Below are 14418 nucleotides of genomic sequence, written 5' to 3'. Positions count from 1 at the left end.
GATCCTCGTCGGCAAGCCAGGTGTCGTGCGGATAGTCCTGCGCCAGCATCGCTTCCAATGTGCGCTGCACCACGGCGAAAGGCTCCGACGGCGCCTTGGTGACCACCATGGCGACGCGCGAATGCTTCGGGATCATGTGCAGCTTCGACGACTTCCTCGAGGCATGGACGTTGAGCAGGAAATACATCGGCATCAAGGTCAGCCAGGCCAGCACGATTGTGGCGAAGGCAAAGGGCCCGACATGATCGATATGCTCGGGCCGCAGCCACCAGGACCAGAAGAAAGCCAGCGCGACGAACCAGGAAGCAAGGCCAAGCCGCAAGATCAATTGCTGGCGCGGCGTGAGCACCGGCACGAGATAAGGACCCTTGGGGCCGTGGCCGGTCGAAACCGCGCCAGCCTTGCCCATTGACGTCGTTTTGCCGCCGACAACGCCGGCATCCCCAGATACGCCCATACTACCCACGCCCTGTCCGCCCGGCTGAGCCGGTCGAACGCATTCATCCCCGCTACAGAATCAGCTTGAGCTAATGCAGTGTCAACAGAATTAGGTTTTCGTTAACCAAGCTTATTGGAAACTGGTTAACCAACCGCGGCTTCCGCGACCTTCACGGTCGGCGCGCGGCCGCAACGCCCGGCTGAGGTGAAACGCACGGGGCCAGCGCGAGCCACCTTCCGTTAACCATACCGGCAGCTATAAGGTTAAGTAACGGTTAATTGCGCTTGACTCTCGCCGAGCATAGGCTCTCATATGAGAGAGGGTTAATATCGTAATGTTGACGCGAATTTGTGAGTATCGCGGCGACCTCGTCTCAAGATCCAGCTATAGAGGTTGGAGAGACCACAATAACGGACGGCACAGCGTAGAACGTGCCAGTTCTAGTCGCTCAGAAAACCCGCATCACGTCGGCAAACCGATATTGGGTTTGCGTGCCGGCTTCAGTCGGCACGTTGTGGCAAGCTTCAAGGTCCAGCGGGACATTGAAGCCCATCGGAGGCGGGTATGAAACTCTCTACAGCAACCGCGCTTGTGTCGGCGCTTATTCTCAGCGTGGCCTTGCCAGCGTCGGCGGGTTCGCAGACGGGAACGGATCCGATCAAGACGAGCTCGGCCGCGTCGGCGTTCGGCTCCTACGATCCTTATGGCGATTTCAGCAATGACAAGTCGGCCAGCATCGAGGAACTGTTCCTGCCTTGGGAAGACGTCGACCTGTCGACACTGCCGCTGGCCGACGCCTACGCCCAGCAGCGCGGCCGTTCGCTGCTGATCACCATCGAGCCTTGGACATGGTCGAAGGACTGGCGCATCACGCCGCCCGAGCTGAAGAATGGCATATTGAGCGGCAAGTACGACGCCAACATGCAGGCGATCTGCAACCTCGTCGGACAGATGAAGAGCCCGGTCACCATCCGCTGGGCGCAGGAAATGGAAGACACCAACGGCCGCTTCACCTGGGCAAACTGGGCGCCGAAGGACTGGATCGCCGCCTACAAGCGCGAGGTGGACGTCTGCCGCAAGGCCGCGCCGGCGGCAAAATACATGTGGTCGCCCAAGGGCGTCGAAGGCCTGGAAAAATACTATCCCGGCGACAACTATGTCGACGTCATCGGCCTTTCGGTGTTCGGCCTGCAGAAGAAGGACAATGACGAGGTCGGCCGCGACCGGACGTTTGAAGAGACGCTGAAGCCAGGCTATGACCGTGTCGCGAAATTCAACAAGCCGGTTATCGTGGCTGAACTCGGCTATGTCGGAAAGCAGGACTACGTGTCGAAATGGGCCGACGACTCGCGCAAGTCCTATGCGGAGTTTCCGGCCCTTACCTCGGTCGTCTACTTCAACCAGAAGGAAGTCTGGCCGTGGCTGGGCGGCTATGGCCTGCCCGACTGGCGGGTGACCCAGCACGTCTTGCCATAAGAGACGTGATCATGCTCGTCCCGGCCAGACCGGGACGGGCTCCGGCTAAAGGTGTTGAAGTGGGGTTGCCGCCGAGCTGCTCGGCGGCGCGTGAAGCGTATGCGTAAATCAGTTGGCGGAGTAAAATCGTGAAAAGCGCAGTGGGGAAGTTTGTCGGAGCGGCGCTGGTCTGCTCCGTTTTTGTTATCGGCCTGCAGGACGCCGCAATGGCCAAGGCCGCGAACAGGATCGGCGACAAGGCGGCGAAGGCCACCGCCGTCTCCGAAGAAGGCATCTATCAGCTCTACAAGAACCGTTCCTGGCGTTGGGGCAACCATGGCGCCGCGTTTTTTGCGGTTAGCAAGCGGCAGTTTACGGCCTGGTCCACTGAGGACAAGCCTAGCGACGGCGAGGGTATCTGGTTCATGCCCGGCAGCGGCAAACTGTGTTTCCGGGCTACCTGGCGCGGTTCATGGGGCGCCAAGACCTCCTTGAGCTGCTTCGAGCATCGCCAGGCCGGCAAGGTGATCTACCAGCGTAGATCTCCGAGCGGAGACTGGTATGAGTTCAGGGACCGCCGCGGCAAATCGGACCTGCGCAATGGCGACTATGCCAGCAAGAAGGTGAAACGATTCAAGGCGGGGCTGTAGTCGCGGACGCAGCTCGACTTGAAGTAGCGCGATTGCCAAGCACGGCGATTTCGCGCAACGGTCGTCGCGGCTGAAACGACCGCGTGACCGATGCCGGGGGCTGACGGAACGATCCTGATAACCGGCGCGCGCGCGCCGGCGGCGCTGCATCTGGCGCGCCTTGTCCACGGCGCCGGGCGCGGGGTGATCCTGGCCGACACGCCGGCGCGGCCGGTCGCGGCGGCGAGCAGGGCCTGCGCGCGCTATCATCGACTGCCGCCGCCGCGCTTCGAGCCGCAGGCCTATGCGAATGCGGTGGAAGCGCTGACAAGAGCCGAAAACGTCCAACTGGTCATCCCGACCTGCGAGGAAGTCTTTCACCTTGCGCTGGCCTGGCGCGGCAGGACCATGCCGGCAAAATTGTTCGCCCCCGACATCAGGTTGCTGGCGCAGGTTCACAACAAGCACAGCTTCATCCGGCTGGCCGAACAGCTTGGCCTGGCGGTGCCGGAGACGACGCTTCTCAATTCCCGCGACGATCTGGAGTCGGTGCGCGGCCACTCGCGCGACCTGGTGTTCAAGCCGGTCTGGTCGCGCTTCGCCAGCCATGTCCTGCTGCGACCGACACCGGATTTCCTCGATGCGATCGCGCCCTCCCCTGCCATGCCCTGGGTGGCGCAGCGTTTCGTCGAGGGCGAGGAGATCAGCGCCTATGCGGTGGCGCGCGAGGGACGGCTCAAGGCGCTGACGCTCTACCGTTCTCCCTATCGCGCCGGCAAGGGCGCCGGCATCTTCTTCGAGCGGGTCGAGGACGAGGCTGCACGCGATCTGGTCGAGCGCATCGTCGCGGGCACGACCTGGACCGGGCAGATCTCCTTCGACCTGATGCGCGAGCCGGGGGGCCGCGTGCTGCCGCTCGAATGCAATCCGCGGGCGGTCAGCGGCCTGCATTTCTTCCGCGATCCGGCGCGGTTTGCCGCTGCTGTGCTTGGCGACGGTCCGGAAGTCAGGCCGGACGTCACATTGCCGCAAACGGTGCGGCTCGCGACGTGGATCTATGGATTGCCGGTGGCGCTTCGTTCAGGTGGGCTCGCCCGCTTCCGCAAGGCGATACGCGAAGGCCAGGAACTGCTCGATTGGCCGGGCGATTCAGCCCCGGTCAGGGCGCAATGGCCGGCGCTGGCGGAGATCGCCGGGATGGCGTGGCGTGAGCGGATCAGCCTGCAGGCGGCGTCGACGCGGGATATCGAGTGGAACGGGCCGGGCTGATATGCTCATGCCCCGAGCGAGCCAGGGCCGATAGGTTTCACGTCAAGTTGCAGACCAAGCGCCTTGGTGACACCCAGCAGTGTGCTGAGGCGAGGGTCGCCCTTTTCGCTCAATGCCTTGTAGAGCGCCTCACGCGTGACGCCAGCTTCTTTCGCCACAGCCGTCATGCCTATGGAGCGCGCTACATCGCCCAACGCATGCGTGATGAGCGCAGGATCACCATCCTCGAAGGCAGCCTCGATGTAGGCCAAGCGATCCTCCGGGGTTTTCAGGTAATCGAGGATGTCGAAGCGAGTGGTTTCGAGAGGCATCGTCATATCTCCTTTGCCATTTGTTTCGCCTTGGCGATGTCGCGCCTTTGGCTGGACTTGTCGCCGCCACAGAGCAGGATGATCACGGCGTTTCCGATCTTCACAAAGTAGAGCCGGTAACCTGGGCCATGGTCGATCCGAAGTTCGCCGATGCCATCGAAATATTTGACATCACCGATGTTGCCGATTTCGACCCGACGAATGCGGGCAGCGATGCGCAGGCGAGCCGCAGCGTCGCGAAGTCCGTCCAGCCAGTTGGTGAAATCGGCCGTCTGCCGGACCTCGATCATGTGTGAACTATAATTCACGCAGACGCTCAGATCAAGATGCGTGAACTTTAATTCACAGCTCGATCTCATGCACTTTCGGCCCGCTCGCCGCCGGCGGCATCTTCCCCTCCATGATCGCGGCGATATCGCGACGCAGGAAATCCAGGGGCCCGATCACTGGCACGGCCTGCGGCACGAAACGGGCATTGTCGCTCGCCGATTTCAGCACCCGGCGGTCTTGCTGAAGTGCGACATTGAATAATGGTTTGAAGGCAAGCGCCTTCAGCTCGCCGAGCAGGCCCTGGCGCCGGCCGATCAACCAGCCGACACCCTCGACGGTGCGCTCGTCGGCCTGGCGCAGATGGAAGGTGGTGGCCAGAACCAGCCCGTCCTTGCCCCAATATTCAAGCTCGGCGATGCCGGGATGGCGGAAGCGGCCAATGGTCTTGGCGCGCTCGCCTTCCAGCAGCCGACTGATCAGGCCCTGCTGGCGTTCCTCGCCGGTGTAGCTCGCCTCGACCCAGCCCTCGCCGCCCGTCACCTCGACCCGCACCAGATGGCGTTTCGAGGTGAGGCCGCGCAGCAGGCCCTTATGGGTGAAATGGGTATGGGTGGCGTCGAGGATGTTTTCCGCCGCATCGATCACCGTCGACTGGGTCGACGAGCGCACCCGCCGCAGGATGATATCCTTGCCTTGCATGCAATGCAGGTAAGGCTCGTCCTTGGGCGTGCCGGACGAGATGAAGACCACCCCGTCGCGCTCGATCGCGGCGTAGCGGCGGACCCGGTAATGCGGCATGGCGCCGACATGGCCGGGGATCGCCGTGCAGCGTCCCTCGCCGTCATAACGCCAGCCGTGATAAGGGCATTCGATCTCGCCGCCGACCACCTTGCCGGTCGACAGCTCGACCAGCCGGTGCGGGCAGCGGTCGAACAACGCGGCGACACCTTGCGTCGAGCGGAACAGCACCAGGGGCTCGCCGTCGAAAAGAATACGCTTCGGCCGCTTGCCGATATCGGCGGACAGCGCCACCGCCTGCCAATAGGCTTCCCGCCGGCCCTCACTCACAGTTCGAACCTCCTGAGCAGGGGAATGCCGATCAGCGCCAGCACCGTCTCCATGAGACGGATCGCCATGCGCCGGCGAAGCGGGAGATGCCCGGCATAGACGGCGTTGTATTCGATCGCCGCGACCGCGCCGCGCCGGCGTTTGAAACCGGCGGCGCCCGCGCTCATGTTGAAGAACAGGCCGCGCGCCGTGGCGTGATCCTGCGCCACCGCCATCATCATGCGGTAAAGCCCGTCGGCCACCGGCAGGCTGGTGTCGTAGCCGACGATCGGCTGGGTCAACGTGCGGCCGTTTTCGAACAAGCCGGTGACGGCGACCAGCTCGCCGCCGGGCCGCCGCAATCCCGCCAGGCTGATGATGCCGCGCCGGTGCATCTCGGCGATATAACGGGCCGTGTAGTGCGGATTGAGCGGCGTGTATTTGTCGAGGTAGAGCATATCGTAGAGCTGCTCGGCGCGGGCATAGTCAGCCTCGCTGAAATCGCCGTTTCCGACCCGCTCGAACGGTGTCGCGCGCAGGCGGGCGCGATCGCGCTTCATGTCGCGCGTCATGGCGGGCGCGGCGCTGCGGTCGGCGAAGATGTAGATTTGACGCGCCGCCAGCATGCGGAACCCCTCGGCCTTCAAGACGGCAATCGTCGCCGGATCGGCGATGTCGTTCAACGAACGGATGACGATGGCGCGATCGGGGAAACGCGCGGTCAAGGCCGAGCGCAGCGACGCGACTGTCGGCCGGTCGAGCAGCGGCATCGGATTGGTCGAATAGAGCCAGTTGTTGACCTGCGCCTGATGGTCGAGGCCGCTTGCCCTGACCAGGGGCGCGCAGGCCCTGATCAACGCGTTGAGCGCGCGCCGCAACAGCGGGTGGGCGGCGAAGTTGCGTGTCTCGTCGATCGCGTAGTCGATATAGGCGCTGGTCGGGCAGCAGATATAGCAGTTGGGCGCATCATCGGCGTCGTTCAGCGTCAGCGGAAAAACGCGGCCGGCAATTTCGAAGGTCTCCACCTTGGTCTTGAGGTTGGCGATGAGATCGCGCACCGGCACCTCGTTGAAGAGGCTTACGAAAGCCGCGACCTTCGCCGGCTTGTTCTCGACGCGGTCGGCCTGCTGCACGGGCCTTTCCATCGTCGCCGCGCCCGTCATCGCGCCAGCTCCAGGCGGCATTCGACGCGGCGCAGCTTGCGGCCTGTTTCCAACGGCAGGGGCGCGCGGACGAGCGTCACGGTGGCGGCGGCCTTTCGCATTTCCAGGAGCGCGCGAACCGCCTGATGCGCGGCCACCGCCGCATCGGTCGGGAGCGTCGGCGCAAGCCTGAACTCGATGCTCTCCGGCCCGGTCTGGACGAGGCGGAAATCGTCGATGCGGCGATCGGCTTTGAGCACCGCATTGCGCAGCACATCGGGCGTGACCAGGATCGGGCCGTCCGGCGACGTGAATCGGAAAGCATCGTCCATGCGGCCGACGATCTCATCGACGCAGCGCAGCGGCGAACCACACCGACAAGGTTCTTTGGACAAGCGCAACAGGTCGTTCATCCTGTAACGGGCCATGATCTGTGTCCGTCGGCGAAAGGCCGTCACCAGCGGCGTCACCAGCCCCTCGCCCGCCGGCTCGAATTCGAAGAAGACGGAGTCTTCGGCAAGATGCAGGCCGCGCTGTCTGCAGGTCACCGCGAACAGGCCTTCGGTCGCCATATAGATCTGATCGAGCGGCAGCCGGAAGAAATTCTCGATAACCGGACGGTCGACCGGATCCAGCGTCTCGGCGGCGGAAAAAACGCGCTTGGGCCGGAGCCTGAAGTCTTCGGCCGCAAAATGCCGCAGGATCTTTGGCGGCGCGATGACGACCGTCGGGTCGAAGGCCTCCAGTTCACCGCGCCAGCTTTCCGGCCCTTTCGTTAGGTCGAAGAAGGCAAGCTTGATCAGGTGCGATGTGCGGGCGCTGTCGTAAAGCCCAGTGTTCTGCGGCAGGATGACGGCGACGCGCATGCCGCGCCAGACAAGGTCGGGCGCCGCCTTGGCGAGGATCGTTCCCAGCCAGCGGTATTTCTCCGCTTCCGAAATCACGAACAGGCCGCGATTGCCGGAGGTGCCTGCGCTGGCGCCGACGGTGAGCGCGCCGGCGCGGCCGTCATGCGCCAGCGTCGCCCAGGCTTGCGCGGCGGTGAGGCCGTGGATGTTGAATTCATCGAAGCGCGCCATCAGCAGCGCCTTGTCGGTGACCGGCAGGTCGGTGAGGCAGGCCGGCGCCTTGCCGTAAAAGGGCGCGCGCGGTAGGTCGCGGTCGAGGAAGCGGCGCAAGGCGCCTGCCTGCCAGCGCTCGAAATCCGCGCGGCTCTTGCGCGACACCCAGCGTGTCAGGGCGAAAGACCCTGCCGCCTCCGCCAGCCCGTTCATGAGACCTCCGGCGCGAGGTCATAAGGCGTCGGCGCGGGATCATGGCAGAGCATCACCTCGCCGCCCGTGCTGAGGAAGCGGCGCAGCATGGCGCTGGTCGGCTCGATCGCCGCCGCATCCTCGGCGATCAGGGTGGCCGGGAAACCGGGCGTGCGGTTCTCGATCAAAGCGGCGAGCAGCCATTGCACGTCGACGGCATAGAGCAGCGGTCGCTCGAGGCGATTGAACAACAGGCCGAACTGGCCATCGGCGTGGCCTGGAAGATCGACAGCGATCACGCTGCCCTCGCCGAAGAGATCCGTGCCGCCCGGCATGTCGCCGCGAGGCTCGATGCGCGGCTTGCCGGATAGTCCGTCGAGCCGCGACTTGAAGTCGGCGGGAAACAATTCGGTGAAGACGCCATGGTGCAAATTCTGGCCCGGCGTGCGCGCCTTGACCCGCGCCCAGGCGGTGTCGCTGGCGATGAAACGCGCGTTGCGGAACAGCGACAGGCCGGAAATGTGGTCGGCGTGAAAATGGGTGACGATGACTGTGCGGATATCGTCAGGCGACAGGCCGAAACGGCGCAGCACCGACAGAACCTGCTCGTCGGCATTGAGCTGAGGTTTCAGCAGCGCGCCGTAGAGCCGAAGCGTCCGGCCGCGCCGCTCGCCGCTCAGCGCTTCCGGCGTGTAGCCGGTGTCGACCAGCACCGGTCCGGCGGCGGGGTGAAAGAACAGCCCGTAGCGGACACGCAGCCTGACGCGTTGCCAGGTGCCGCCGCGCAGGATCAGCCGCTCGGCGGCGTTGACCCAGGCGCTGTTGGCGAAGACGAGCTTCATGGCCTGGCCCGGCCGGCAAAGGTGCGATCGAGCCCTTGTTCGAACGAGATTTTCGGCGCCCAGCCGAGCACCCGTTTCGCCTTGGAAATATCCAGGCTTTGCGCATAGGCGAAGAGGCCGAGCCCATAGCGGGTGACCGGCGGCTCGGGCCGGCCGGGCAACCGCAGCGCCACCGCTTCCATCAAGCCCGCCGCCAGCATCGCCGGCGCGAGGGGCATCGGCCGCCAGCGCGCGTGCAAGCCGGCGCGGATGCAGGCCGCGTCGGCGATGCGGCGGACCGGCAGCATCTCGCCGCCGGAGATGTTGAAGATCCGACCCTCGGCTTCGCCAGGTGCGGCGAGCGCCGCCATCACCGCATCGACGACATCGTCGACATAAGTGAGGTCGATGGCCGCCCGGCCGTCGCGAAACAGCGGCAGCGGCCGGCTCCTTGCCGCCTTGATCAGGCGCGGCAGCAACGCCCGATCGCCCTTGCCGTAGACGCCGCGCGGCCGCAGCACCATAGGATGGATATCGGGCTCGCCGAGCACGATCTTTTCGGCCTCGCGCTTGGTGCGGGCATAGTGATTGACCGGCTCCGGCACGGCCGCATCCTCGGTGAGACCGAGCTGGTCGCGGAAGGCGAAGCAGACGGACGGGCTGGAGATGTGGACGAAACGGCTGACGCCTTGCCGTCTGGCGAATCCGACAAGATTGCGCGTTGCCGTGACATTGGCCGCCTCGAAATCCGCGAGGCGTCCGAAGGGCGAGGAAAGCGCCGCGCAGTGGATGATCCGCTCGACCCTGCCCAGCCTGGGGTCGAGGGCGGCATCGAGCGGCTGCGCCAAATCGTGACGGATGATGCGATGGCCGGCCGCTTCGAGCGCGGCGCAGCGCGTTTCATCGCGGCCGAGCCCGAGCGCCAGCGTGCCGGAAGCGGCCAGCCGCTCGAGCACATGGGAGCCCAGGAAGCCGCTGGCGCCGGTGACGAGGACGGCCATCGCTCAGACCTCCAGCGCCATGCCGCCGAAGGAGACGCCGGCGGAAGTACCGAGGAAGAGCAGCTTCATGCCCGCTGCCACCCGCCCCTCGCGGCGCGCGACGTCGAGCGCGAAGGGCATGGAGGCGGCGATCTGGTTGCCGAAGCGGGCAGAGATGTCGACAAGCTTTTGCGGCGCAAAGCCGGTCTGGCGCGCTATATGCGCAAGCGCGAAGGGGCTTGCCTGATGCGGCACGACGAGATCTACATCGTCGCGACGCCAGCCGGCGCGCTCCAGCAGAGCGTCGACGAACCCGTTGAAATGGCGCGCGGTGAGCCTGAACAGTTCCTTGCCGTCCATGTGGAACAGGCTGTGCGCCGCAAACGCTTCCTGCTCCTTGCGGAAATCGAAGCGTGTGCCGCCCGAACCGATGCCGCAGGCTTCCCAGCCGGAAGGATAAGTGCGCATCAGGCTCGCCGCCACCTTGCCCTCGCCCGGCCCGGCCTTGCGCAGGACCGCCGCCGCAGCGCCGTCGCCGAAGAGCGCGGCGATCTCCGGCGCATCCTGCCACGGCAGCGCGCGCGAGGCGACTTCGGACGAGAACACCAAGGCCGTCTCGCATTGCCCCGCTTCGATCATGCGACCGGCAGTCTCAAAGGCGGTGAGGAAGCCAAGACAGGTGCTGTTAACGTCGAAGGCGGCGGCCGAGCCGTCCGCCAGCCCGAGGCGCTGCATGACCAAAGGCGCGGTCGCCGGCAGCGGCTGGTAAGGCACGCCGCAGCCGCCGATGATGAGATCGACAGCGCCGGGCTTTACGCCGGCATCGGCTAGCGCAACTGTCGCGGCGACGCAGGCAAGATCGATCTGCGATTCGGCATTGCAGACATAGCGCTCGACGACGCCGGTGGCGGTTTCCAGTGCGCCCTCGCTGAGGCTCAATTTCGCTTCCAGCGCGCGCGTTGTCACCCGCTCAGCCGGTACCGCCCTGCCGGTTCCGACGACCTTGATCCGCATTCCCCCCTCGCCGCTTGAGCTTGGCTCTATCTAGCGCAAAAAGCGGTTCGAGGCGACGACCATGACGGCGCCTGAGCGGCCACGTTTGCTCGCCGATCATTCTGCGATAAGTGTGTGATGTTGCAGGGGGGTGAGGTATGGCTAATTCTTTTTCTCGCTTTATTTCTTCTGTCTTTGGGAATTCTGTTTCGAAGCCAAATGCGGACGTGGTCAGAAGCCCATGGCCGGACGGTCTCCAGTATCTGTTTATCGAGCCGTCAAAGAAGGATGTCTGGGAAGCGCTGGACGGCTGGAAGTGGATTGGGCTTGATGGCCTGGAACCCGCCGCAGTCTCCGCATTCGGCGACATTTTCTTCCGAGCTCCCGATGGTTCCGTCAAATTGCTGGACATGATCGGAGGCCGATTGACCCAAGTGTCGGAAACGTGGCCGGAGCTTACAACCCAGTTCAACGATCATGATCGTCGCGACGAGCTGTTGCTGGCTGACTTAGCCGCGGCGGCACGAAAGAAGGGATTGGTCTTGGCGGACGGCGAATGTTACGACTTCGACACGCCACCCGTACTCGGTGGCGAAATGTCCGCCGCGCAAATCAACAAGACCTTCTTCGTGGTGAAGGTGCACATAACCGGCCAAATCCACCGACAAGTAAAAGACCTTCCGCACGGCACGAAAATCAACAAGGTGACGATCGGCGATCGCTGACGGCACTAAGCCTTCCGCTCCCACCGCCGATCCGGCGTCTGCTGCCAGTAGGTCACGGCGTGGCCGGCTTCCTTCATCGTCTTCCAATGGCCGCGCGCGGCTTCGAGCTGTGCCGCGTCATGGCCATCGAACAGGAAGACGGCGCGTTCGTAGCCCGATAGCTCGGGCGGGCTGGCGCCGTCGACCAGGAAGCGGATCTGCGCGGCGTTCTGGTTGCCCTCGCTTGTGGTGAGCAGGATCGGCTGCTCGGCCGGATAGGCCTCGCGGTCGGTGGCGTGCGCCAGGAAGGAATCGTCGCGAAAAGTCCACAGATGCTGGTCGAGCGCGTCGCGCCGCTCTTCCGTGCCGGTCTGCACCACCGCGCGCCAGCCGCGCTCGACGCTGCGCTCGAGCAGGCCGGGCAGCGCCTCCTCGAGCGTCGATTCGGTCAAATGGTAGAACAGGATGTCGGCCATCCCCTACCCTTCGTAGTGATCGCGCACCAGCCTATCGAGCAGCCTGACGCCGAAGCCCGAGCCCCAGGACTGGTTGATCTCGCTCGACGGCGCGCCCATCGCGGTGCCGGCGATGTCGAGATGCGCCCAGGGCGTGTCCTTGACGAAGCGCTGCAGGAACTGCGCCGCGATGATGGCGCCGCCATAGCGGCCGCCGATGTTCTTCATGTCGGCATTCTTGGAATCGATCAGCTTGTCGTATTCGGGGCCGAGCGGCATGCGCCATAGCCGCTCTTGGGACGACTGGCCGGCGCCGAAGAGCCTGCCCGCCAACTCGTCGTTGTTGGAGAACAGGCCGGCATAATGCTGCCCGAGCGCCACCATGATGGCGCCGGTCAGCGTCGCCAGATTGATCATGAATTTCGGCTTGAAGCGGTCGTTGGTGTACCAAAGCGCGTCGGCCAGCACGAGGCGGCCTTCGGCGTCGGTGTTGAGCACCTCGATCGTCTGGCCCGACATCGAGGTGACGATGTCGCCGGGGCGCTGGGCATGGCCGTCGACGGCGTTCTCGACAAGGCCGATGACGCCGACCACATTGGTCTTGGCCTTGCGCGCGGCGAGCGCATGGATCAGCCCGGTGACGGCGGCCGCACCGCCCATGTCGCCCTTCATGTCCTCCATGCCGGAGGCCGGCTTCATCGAATTGCCGCCGGTGTCGAAGGTGACGCCCTTGCCGATGAATGCCAGCGGCGCGTCCTTGGCCTTGCCGCCGCTCCAGCGCATCACCACCAGGCGGGCGCCGCGCGGCGAGCCTTGCGCCACGCCGAGCAGCGAGCCCATGCCGAGCTTCTTCATCTCCTTTTCGGTGAGGATCTCGACATCGACGCCGAGGGCCTCCAGCGCCTTGACGCGCTCGGCGAAGTCGACAGGCCCCAGCGCATTGGCCGGCTCGTTGACGAGGTCGCGCGCCAGCAGCACGCCGTCGACCACCGCTTCCTCGCCGGCAAAGGCCTTCTTCGCGGCAGCCGGATCGGCGCAGTGGATCGTGACCTTGGCGGGCTTCGCCGCCTTCGCGTCGGATTGGCCTTCGTCCTTGTCCTTCCTGGTCTTGTACTTGTCGAAGGCGTAGCTGCGCAGCAGGATGCCGGCGGCGAGGCTCCCCGCCTGGTGGCCATCGGCCTGCAGTTCCGGCAGATCGAGAATGACAGCCACCTCGGTCGCCTTGCGCAGCGAAGCGGCGACAGCGCCGCCGAGCTTCAGCCAGGCATTGTCGTCGAGAGCCGACAGCTTGCCGGCGCCGATCGCCACCAGCCGGTCGACGGACGTTCCTTCCGGCGCCAGCACCTCGGCGGAGCTCGCGAACTTGCCGGAGAAATCGGCGACCGGAAACGCGCGAGCCAGCGCACCGGCGGGATCGCAGGCCTTCGCCGCCTCGCCGAGCCCGCCGCCGTCGCCCGCGAACACGAAGACGCTGCCCTTTTTCGGCACGGCGAATTTGGCGAAAGAAATGGATGGTCTCAACGTCATCAGGTCCTGCTTTCGGGGATGGCCGCAAGGTGCCGGCAAAGGTAATTTTCAGCGAGCAAACGGTTTGGCAAGCGTGCGCGACATTTGGTCGTTTTCAGCCATTTGGCAAGACTTTGGCCGAAATCGCTGCCTATATCAGCGCCACCATAGACAAAGGATTCGCCTCGGCACGACCTTAGATTGCTGCCGCAACCTGCTGTTAACCATCGATGTTTTGCATTTCTTATCCATTGGCGCGGAGACTCCGCCGCGCCGGGGCATGTGGCGTGGGGCGACAAACCGGAGCGAGCCGCCTATGACGCAGTTGTGCGGGCGACGCCGGATCACTACCTTGTCGGCGGGCATGATGCCGTTCGGCAAAATCGAGAAAAGCCTTCATGAAGGTCGTTGAACGCTACATCATGCGCCGCGCGCTGACGATGTTCCTCGCCGCGCTGGTCTGGACGCTGGCGATCGTGTGGACGACGCAGGTGCTGGCCAAGATTGACCTCGTCACCGACAACGGCCAGTCGGCGCTGACCTTTTTCGAGGTCGCGGCACTGATCATTCCCTCGATCATCCCGATCGTGGTGCCGTTCGCCCTGGTGGTGGCGGTGGCGCAGACGCTGAGCGCCATGAACACCGATTCGGAGCTCGCCGTGCTCAGCGCCGCGGGCGCCTCGCGCTGGACCATCGCGCGGCCCGTCCTGCTGCTCGCAATCGCGGCTTGCGCCTTTTCCTTCATCGTCGACAACGCCATCGACCCCTATGCCAGGCAGAAGAACCGCCAGCTGGTGGCGGCTTCGCGCGCCGACCTCGTGTCGCTGATCATCCAGGAAGGCACGTTCCGCAAGATCGACGAGGGCCTTTACCTGCAGGTCGGCGAGCGGCTTCCCGGCAACCGGCTCGGCGGTATCTTCGTCGCCGATTCACGCGAGGAAGGCGCCAGCCTCACCTATTATGCCAAGACCGGCAGCATCGTCGAAAAAGGCGACGAGAAGGTGCTGATGATGAATGACGGCGTCATCAACCGCAAATCGGTCACCGGCGACCTCTCGGTCATCCGCTTCACCTCTTACGCCTTCGACATGTCCGCCTTCCTATCCGCGGCGAACGACATCACGCTTTTGCCCAAGGACCGCAC

Annotated in this window: 17 protein-coding genes; 6 read left to right on the top strand and 11 right to left on the bottom strand. The window is 64.6% G+C overall.

What is annotated here, in order from left to right:
• On the bottom strand, positions 1-457 hold a 457-nt coding region (locus tag EOA24_RS09955; RefSeq protein WP_245501781.1), incomplete at its 3' end, for a glycosyltransferase family 2 protein.
• Positions 458-1003: 546 nt separating this feature from the next.
• Between EOA24_RS09955 and EOA24_RS09950 the strand changes: the two genes are divergently transcribed.
• The 3 genes from EOA24_RS09950 (at position 1004) to EOA24_RS09940 (ending at position 3792) form a co-directional block, all read left to right on the top strand.
• On the top strand, positions 1004-1915 hold the full coding sequence (locus EOA24_RS09950) for a glycoside hydrolase family 26 protein (protein WP_126078226.1): 912 nt from the start codon (positions 1004-1006) through the stop codon (positions 1913-1915).
• Between the two features lie 206 nt (positions 1916-2121).
• A complete protein-coding gene (locus EOA24_RS09945; protein WP_245501780.1) occupies positions 2122-2544 on the top strand; it encodes a DUF995 domain-containing protein in 423 nt (140 codons plus the stop codon).
• Between the two features lie 90 nt (positions 2545-2634).
• Positions 2635-3792 (top strand): hypothetical protein, encoded by a 1158-nt coding sequence (locus tag EOA24_RS09940; RefSeq protein WP_127409775.1) that lies wholly within the window; start codon positions 2635-2637, stop codon positions 3790-3792.
• A 5-nt stretch (positions 3793-3797) separates the two neighbouring features.
• Here the strand turns inward: EOA24_RS09940 and EOA24_RS09935 are convergent, their stop codons facing one another.
• The 8 genes from EOA24_RS09935 to EOA24_RS09900 are packed head-to-tail and all read right to left on the bottom strand — an operon-like array spanning position 3798 to position 10630.
• On the bottom strand, positions 3798-4103 hold the full coding sequence (locus EOA24_RS09935) for an addiction module antidote protein (protein WP_042637981.1): 306 nt from the start codon (positions 4101-4103) through the stop codon (positions 3798-3800).
• Positions 4104-4105: 2 nt separating this feature from the next.
• Positions 4106-4393: a type II toxin-antitoxin system RelE/ParE family toxin gene (locus EOA24_RS09930; RefSeq protein WP_126078229.1), complete on the bottom strand. Its 288-nt coding sequence runs from the start codon at positions 4391-4393 to the stop codon at positions 4106-4108.
• Between the two features lie 52 nt (positions 4394-4445).
• Complete coding sequence (locus EOA24_RS09925; protein WP_126078230.1) at positions 4446-5441, bottom strand: Rieske 2Fe-2S domain-containing protein; 996 nt, start codon at positions 5439-5441, stop codon at positions 4446-4448.
• On the bottom strand, positions 5438-6583 hold the full coding sequence (locus EOA24_RS09920; protein WP_245467152.1) for a GNAT family N-acetyltransferase: 1146 nt from the start codon (positions 6581-6583) through the stop codon (positions 5438-5440). The genes EOA24_RS09925 and EOA24_RS09920 overlap by 4 nt, the downstream gene beginning before the upstream one ends.
• Positions 6580-7836, bottom strand: a complete 1257-nt coding sequence (locus EOA24_RS09915; protein ID WP_127257666.1) for a F390 synthetase-related protein — start codon at positions 7834-7836, stop codon at positions 6580-6582. The genes EOA24_RS09920 and EOA24_RS09915 overlap by 4 nt, the downstream gene beginning before the upstream one ends.
• Positions 7833-8657, bottom strand: a complete 825-nt coding sequence (locus tag EOA24_RS09910; protein ID WP_126078233.1) for an MBL fold metallo-hydrolase — start codon at positions 8655-8657, stop codon at positions 7833-7835. The genes EOA24_RS09915 and EOA24_RS09910 overlap by 4 nt, the downstream gene beginning before the upstream one ends.
• Complete coding sequence (locus EOA24_RS09905; RefSeq protein WP_126078234.1) at positions 8654-9637, bottom strand: NAD(P)-dependent oxidoreductase; 984 nt, start codon at positions 9635-9637, stop codon at positions 8654-8656. The genes EOA24_RS09910 and EOA24_RS09905 overlap by 4 nt, the downstream gene beginning before the upstream one ends.
• A gap of 3 nt (positions 9638-9640) precedes the next feature.
• Positions 9641-10630 carry a 3-oxoacyl-[acyl-carrier-protein] synthase III C-terminal domain-containing protein gene (locus EOA24_RS09900; RefSeq protein WP_126078235.1) on the bottom strand — a complete coding sequence of 330 codons (990 nt, stop codon included), beginning with the start codon at positions 10628-10630 and terminating at the stop codon, positions 9641-9643.
• 137 nt (positions 10631-10767) lie between these two features.
• Between EOA24_RS09900 and EOA24_RS09895 the strand changes: the two genes are divergently transcribed.
• The gene (locus EOA24_RS09895) at positions 10768-11334 is read left to right on the top strand and encodes a T6SS immunity protein Tdi1 domain-containing protein (RefSeq protein WP_126078236.1); all 567 of its coding nucleotides are present in this window, start codon (positions 10768-10770) and stop codon (positions 11332-11334) included.
• Positions 11335-11339: 5 nt separating this feature from the next.
• Here EOA24_RS09895 and EOA24_RS09890 read toward each other — a convergent pair whose 3' ends face one another.
• Both EOA24_RS09890 and EOA24_RS09885 read right to left on the bottom strand, forming a co-directional pair.
• Positions 11340-11789 (bottom strand): DNA polymerase III subunit chi, encoded by a 450-nt coding sequence (locus EOA24_RS09890; RefSeq protein WP_126078237.1) that lies wholly within the window; start codon positions 11787-11789, stop codon positions 11340-11342.
• Between the two features lie 3 nt (positions 11790-11792).
• Positions 11793-13295 (bottom strand): leucyl aminopeptidase, encoded by a 1503-nt coding sequence (locus tag EOA24_RS09885; protein ID WP_126078238.1) that lies wholly within the window; start codon positions 13293-13295, stop codon positions 11793-11795.
• On the opposite strand from EOA24_RS09885, the gene EOA24_RS09880 reads away from it, so the two are divergent.
• Positions 13276-13686 carry a hypothetical protein gene (locus EOA24_RS09880; RefSeq protein WP_126078239.1) on the top strand — a complete coding sequence of 137 codons (411 nt, stop codon included), beginning with the start codon at positions 13276-13278 and terminating at the stop codon, positions 13684-13686. The genes EOA24_RS09885 and EOA24_RS09880 overlap by 20 nt on opposite strands.
• A partial coding sequence (locus EOA24_RS09875) for an LptF/LptG family permease (protein WP_127409774.1) occupies positions 13673-14418 on the top strand: 746 nt, incomplete at its 3' end. The genes EOA24_RS09880 and EOA24_RS09875, both read left to right, overlap by 14 nt.

The organism is Mesorhizobium sp. M2A.F.Ca.ET.039.01.1.1, assembly GCF_003998035.1.
Classification (GTDB): domain Bacteria; phylum Pseudomonadota; class Alphaproteobacteria; order Rhizobiales; family Rhizobiaceae; genus Mesorhizobium.
Note: the sequence above shows the minus strand (reverse complement) of the source record. Positions and strands in the feature narration are given on the sequence as shown.

Coding starts and splice junctions, on each gene's coding strand:
- EOA24_RS09950 (WP_126078226.1), top strand. CDS start 1,004: ATGAAACTCTCTACAGCAACCGCGCTTGTGTCGGCGCTTATTCTCAGC.
- EOA24_RS09945 (WP_245501780.1), top strand. CDS start 2,122: ATGGCCAAGGCCGCGAACAGGATCGGCGACAAGGCGGCGAAGGCCACC.
- EOA24_RS09940 (WP_127409775.1), top strand. CDS start 2,635: ATGCCGGGGGCTGACGGAACGATCCTGATAACCGGCGCGCGCGCGCCG.
- EOA24_RS09935 (WP_042637981.1), bottom strand. CDS start 4,103: ATGCCTCTCGAAACCACTCGCTTCGACATCCTCGATTACCTGAAAACC.
- EOA24_RS09930 (WP_126078229.1), bottom strand. CDS start 4,393: ATGATCGAGGTCCGGCAGACGGCCGATTTCACCAACTGGCTGGACGGA.
- EOA24_RS09920 (WP_245467152.1), bottom strand. CDS start 6,583: ATGACGGGCGCGGCGACGATGGAAAGGCCCGTGCAGCAGGCCGACCGC.
- EOA24_RS09915 (WP_127257666.1), bottom strand. CDS start 7,836: ATGAACGGGCTGGCGGAGGCGGCAGGGTCTTTCGCCCTGACACGCTGG.
- EOA24_RS09910 (WP_126078233.1), bottom strand. CDS start 8,657: ATGAAGCTCGTCTTCGCCAACAGCGCCTGGGTCAACGCCGCCGAGCGG.
- EOA24_RS09905 (WP_126078234.1), bottom strand. CDS start 9,637: ATGGCCGTCCTCGTCACCGGCGCCAGCGGCTTCCTGGGCTCCCATGTG.
- EOA24_RS09900 (WP_126078235.1), bottom strand. CDS start 10,630: ATGCGGATCAAGGTCGTCGGAACCGGCAGGGCGGTACCGGCTGAGCGG.
- EOA24_RS09895 (WP_126078236.1), top strand. CDS start 10,768: ATGGCTAATTCTTTTTCTCGCTTTATTTCTTCTGTCTTTGGGAATTCT.
- EOA24_RS09890 (WP_126078237.1), bottom strand. CDS start 11,789: ATGGCCGACATCCTGTTCTACCATTTGACCGAATCGACGCTCGAGGAG.
- EOA24_RS09880 (WP_126078239.1), top strand. CDS start 13,276: ATGGATGGTCTCAACGTCATCAGGTCCTGCTTTCGGGGATGGCCGCAA.
- EOA24_RS09885 (WP_126078238.1), bottom strand. CDS start 13,295: ATGACGTTGAGACCATCCATTTCTTTCGCCAAATTCGCCGTGCCGAAA.